Genomic DNA, 4,161 nt, shown 5'->3' with positions numbered 1-4,161 from the left:
GGGTGGGGCGGTGGGGCTGCCGGTCCGGGAGCGGTCATGGAAGCCAGCGTAGTGCCCGGCGACTCACCGGTAAGGACCCACAGCCCGATCGCTGGCGACCACCACCACGTCGCTGTCCGGGGCAGCGGTGGCCAACGCCTCGTACGCGGACGGCTCGTCGATGCTCTCGGCCAGCAGCGGCACCGCCGTGACCTTGACATCGAAGCCGCCGAGGGCCCGGCGGTAGGTGCCTACCGACTCCCACTCGGTGACCAGGCACCAGTGCCGGGGGTCGTCCAGCGCCCGGACCAACTGGCCGCGCAGGTAGCCGGGCCGGGCGGCGAGCGCCGCGAGGGCGGCGTGGGCCCGGCCGGTGAACGCCTCGCTGGCCTCTTCGTCGACCACGAACCGGTTGGTCACCAGCACCGGAGCCTCCTCCTCGTAGAGTCTGTGGAATGCAGCGTACGCAGAGCGGAATCGCCGCCCGACTGGCCCGGGCCAACCCCACGACGGTGTTCCTGGTCACGCTGGCTCTGGTGCTTGTCGCGTTCTTCGCGCCAGGCCCGGTCGGCGGCCTGCTGATGCTGCTGCTCGCCGCCGGGGTCGCGGCTCTGCTGATCACGACCTGGCGGGTGCAGACGCCGCCGACCCGGGCGATCCGGCTGCTGGTGCTGACCATGCTGGTCACCGTCGGCCTGGTGAAGCTGCTCTGACCGCCGCCGCCGACCATCCCGCCGACCCGCCGCCGGCCGAGCCGGCACCCGGTGGGATGACCCGACCGCCGCCGGCATGCAAGCATGCGCTTTTGACAATCATTCTCGTTACGCGGAAGGTTTGTCGCATGACCTTCCGCTCGACCTCGCGTTCGCTGGCCGTCACCGCGGCCACCGTGTTGACCCTGGCCGGCCTCACCGCCTGCTCGACCGACGGCGGCTCGGGCGGCAGCGACCCGAACCGGGTCGACGTGGTGGCCGGTTTCTACCCGTTGCAGTTCCTCGCCGAGCGGATCGGTGGTGACGCCGTGACGGTGACGAACCTGGCCCGACCCGGTGCCGAACCGCACGACCTGGAACTCAACCCGGGTCAGGTCGGGCAGATCAGCGAGGCGGAACTCGTCGTCTTCCTGCACGGCTTCCAGCCCGCCCTGGACGAGGCGGTGGAGCAGAACGCCGGCGACCGGGCCTTCGACGTGGCCGGTGTCGAGCCCCTGCTGGACGCCGCCGCCGGCGACCACGACCACGACCACGAGGGCGAGGGCGAGGGCGAGCACGCCGAGGAGTCGTCCGACGGCGCCAAGGATCCGCACGTGTGGCTGGACCCGACCCGGTTGGCCACCATCGGTGACAAGCTCGCCGAGCGGCTCGGCACTGTCGACCCGGACCGGGCCGGGGACTACACCCAGCGGGCCGCCACGCTCCGCACCGAGCTGGAGCGGCTGGACTCCGAGTTCACCGAAGGGCTGAAGAGCTGCCAGCGCCGGGAGATCGTGGTGAGCCACACCGCCTTCGGCTACCTGGCGCAGAAGTACCAGCTCGCACAGATCGGCATCACCGGGCTCTCGCCGGAGGACGAGCCGTCACCGCAGCGGCTGGGCGAGGTCATCGAGGAGGCCCGGGAGCACCAGGCCACCACCATCTTCTTCGAGACGCTGGTCAGCCCCAAGGTCGCCGAGACCATCGCCCGGGAGGTCGGCGCGCAGACCGCGGTGCTGGATCCGATCGAGGGCCTGTCCGCGGAGAACGGTGGGGACTACCTTTCGGTGATGCGCACCAATCTCGAAACCCTTCGCACGGCGTTGAGCTGCCCGTGACATCTGACGTGGTCTCCGTCACGAACGGGGTGGCCGGGTACGACGGCCGCCCCGTGCTCCGTGACGTCTCGCTGACCGTGACCGCCGGCGAGGTGGTCGCGATCCTCGGCGCCAACGGCTCCGGCAAGTCCACGCTGGTCCGCGCCGTGCTCGGGCTGGTGCCGCTCAGCGCCGGCTCGGTGACCCTCTTCGGCCGGCCGGCGCGCCGGTTCCGGCAGTGGCACCGCGTCGGGTACGTCCCGCAGCGCCTCGGCGCGGGCAGCGGCGTACCGGCCACCGTGGCCGAGGTGGTCGCCGCCGGCCGGTTGGCCCGCCGGGGCATCCTGCGCCCGCCGGGGCGCGCCGATCGGGAGGCGGTCGCCGAGGCGCTGCGCGCCGTCGGCCTGGCCGACCGGGCGAAGGACCCGGTGGCCACCCTCTCCGGTGGGCAGCAGCAACGCACGCTGATCGCCCGCGCTCTGGCCGGCCGGCCTGAGCTGCTGGTCCTCGACGAGCCGACGGCGGGGGTCGACGCGGTCAGCCAGGAGGCGTTCGCCGGGGCGTTGCGCGACTTCACCGCCGGCGGCGGCACCGTCCTGCTCGTCGCCCACGAACTGGGTCCGCTGCGACCGCTGATCAGCCGCGCGGTCGTCGTACACCAAGGGGTGATCGCGCACGACGGCGCGGTGCCGGATCCGGCCGGTCACCACGCGGCGCCGGACCACGACCACGTGCACCCGCACGGTCCCGAGGAACCCGCCGGGTTGTGGAGCGCAAGGTGAGCCTCTTCCAGTACGACTTCATGCTGCGCGCCCTGCTCGGTGCGCTGATCATCGGTCTGGCCGCGCCGGCGCTCGGCATCTACCTGGTGCAGCGTCGACTGGCGCTGATCGGGGACGGCATCGGGCACGTCGCGCTCACCGGCGTCGGTGCCGGCCTGCTCTTCCAGACCTCGCCCGTGCTCATGGCGGTGGTCGCGGCCACCATCGGAGCGGTCGCCATCGAGCTGATCCGCGAGCGTGGCCGCACCTCCGGCGACCTGGCCCTGGCACTGCTCTTCTACGGCGGCATCGCCGGCGGCGTGGTCCTGGTGGGGCTCTCCGACAGCACCAGCGCGAACCTCAACGCGTACCTGTTCGGGGCGCTGACCACCACCCACCCCGAAGACCTGATCACCATCGCGGTGCTCGGCGCGGCCGTCCTGGTCACGATGCTTCTGCTGCGCCCCGCGCTCTTCGCCGTCTGCCACGACGAGGAGTACGCCCGGGTCTCCGGCCTGCCGGTGCGTGCGCTCAACCTGCTGCTCGCGATCACCACCGCGATCACCGTGACGATCGCCATGCGCGCCGTCGGCGTACTGCTGATCAGCGCGCTGATGGTCGTCCCGGTGGCCACCGCGCAGCAGGTCACCCGGGGGTTCCGCAGCACGATGGCGGCAGCGATGGCACTCGGCCTGTTCGCCGCCGGAGCGGGCATCTGGATGGCGGCGGTCGCCGACACCGCGCCCGGAGCCTCGGTGGTGGTGCTCGCGATCGCCTCGTTCGTCGTGGTCACCCTGTTGGCCGCCGGTTGGCGCCGGATCCGCCGGTCCCGCCCCCAGCCCACGCCGGTTCCCGAGCCGCACGAGGTGGTGCTGGGCGGGTCCTGATCACAGGCTTCGCGCTGGTATTGGTTACCGTTGCAAGGTGACCAGCGGATCCGGCTACGACGCGTACGAAGGCGCCAGTGAGTTGCTGCGCGCCCTCTCGGCACCGATCCGGCTGGCCATCGTCAGCGAGTTGGCCGGCGGTGAGCGCTGCGTACACGAACTGGTGGACACGCTCGGCGTGGCGCAACCGCTTGTCTCGCAGCATCTGCGGGTGCTCCGCGGCGCCGGGGTGGTGCGCGGTTCCCGGCGCGGCCGGGAGATCGCGTACGCCCTGGTCGACGAGCACGTCGCGCACATCGTGGCGGACGCGGTCAGCCACGCCGGGGAGGGATCATGAGCGAGAGCGGCGCCGCCGTCCGCAACACCCGCCAGCGTTCGGCGGTAAGCGCCCTGCTGGCCGAGGTGGAGGGCTTCCACAGTGCCCAGGATCTGCACGCGATGCTGCGCGACCGGGGCGAGCGGGTCGGGTTGACCACGGTCTACCGCACGTTGCAGGGCCTGGCCGACGCGGGCGAGATCGACGTGATGCGCCCGCCGGGTGGCGAGCACCTCTACCGCCGGTGCAGCGAGGGGCACCACCACCACCTGGTCTGCCGCGCCTGTGGCCGTACGGTCGAGGTCGCCGGCCCCACCGTGGAGACCTGGGCCGATCGGGTAGCAGCCCAACACGGCTACACAGACGTCAGCCACACCCTGGAAATCTTCGGCACCTGCCCCACCTGCACCCCCTGACCCCTGTCTCTTA

7 protein-coding genes are annotated in these 4,161 nt (G+C 72.1%); 6 read left to right on the top strand and 1 reads right to left on the bottom strand.

Translation table 11 applies throughout. The annotated features are described in order from the left end of the window. Window positions 1-63: 63 nt before the first annotated feature. Window positions 64-405 (bottom strand): antibiotic biosynthesis monooxygenase family protein, encoded by a 342-nt coding sequence (locus tag C1I93_RS29085; RefSeq protein WP_111246457.1) that lies wholly within the window; start codon window positions 403-405, stop codon window positions 64-66. Between the two features lie 29 nt (window positions 406-434). Here C1I93_RS29085 and C1I93_RS29080 point away from each other — a divergent pair, with 29 nt between their 5' ends. The 6 genes from C1I93_RS29080 (at window position 435) to C1I93_RS29055 (ending at window position 4,148) form a co-directional block, all read left to right on the top strand. Further along, entirely contained in the window at window positions 435-692 is a 258-nt protein-coding gene (locus tag C1I93_RS29080; protein ID WP_111246456.1) for a hypothetical protein, read from the top strand. 128 nt (window positions 693-820) lie between these two features. Further along, window positions 821-1,789 carry a metal ABC transporter substrate-binding protein gene (locus tag C1I93_RS29075; RefSeq protein ID WP_111246455.1) on the top strand — a complete coding sequence of 323 codons (969 nt, stop codon included), beginning with the start codon at window positions 821-823 and terminating at the stop codon, window positions 1,787-1,789. Beyond that, complete coding sequence (locus C1I93_RS29070; protein ID WP_111246454.1) at window positions 1,786-2,550, top strand: metal ABC transporter ATP-binding protein; 765 nt, start codon at window positions 1,786-1,788, stop codon at window positions 2,548-2,550. Before C1I93_RS29075 ends, C1I93_RS29070 begins: the two co-directional genes overlap by 4 nt. Next, a complete protein-coding gene (locus C1I93_RS29065; RefSeq protein WP_111246458.1) occupies window positions 2,547-3,416 on the top strand; it encodes a metal ABC transporter permease in 870 nt (289 codons plus the stop codon). The genes C1I93_RS29070 and C1I93_RS29065 overlap by 4 nt, the downstream gene beginning before the upstream one ends. Before the next feature lie 37 nt (window positions 3,417-3,453). Further along, window positions 3,454-3,753: an ArsR/SmtB family transcription factor gene (locus C1I93_RS29060; protein ID WP_111246453.1), complete on the top strand. Its 300-nt coding sequence runs from the start codon at window positions 3,454-3,456 to the stop codon at window positions 3,751-3,753. Beyond that, on the top strand, window positions 3,750-4,148 hold the full coding sequence (locus C1I93_RS29055) for a Fur family transcriptional regulator (RefSeq protein WP_111246452.1): 399 nt from the start codon (window positions 3,750-3,752) through the stop codon (window positions 4,146-4,148). Before C1I93_RS29060 ends, C1I93_RS29055 begins: the two co-directional genes overlap by 4 nt. The last annotated feature ends 13 nt before the right edge of the window (window positions 4,149-4,161 follow it).

Source organism: Micromonospora endophytica (genome assembly GCF_003236305.1).
Lineage (GTDB): Bacteria > Actinomycetota > Actinomycetes > Mycobacteriales > Micromonosporaceae > Micromonospora > Micromonospora endophytica.
Note: the sequence above shows the minus strand (reverse complement) of the source record. Positions and strands in the feature narration are given on the sequence as shown.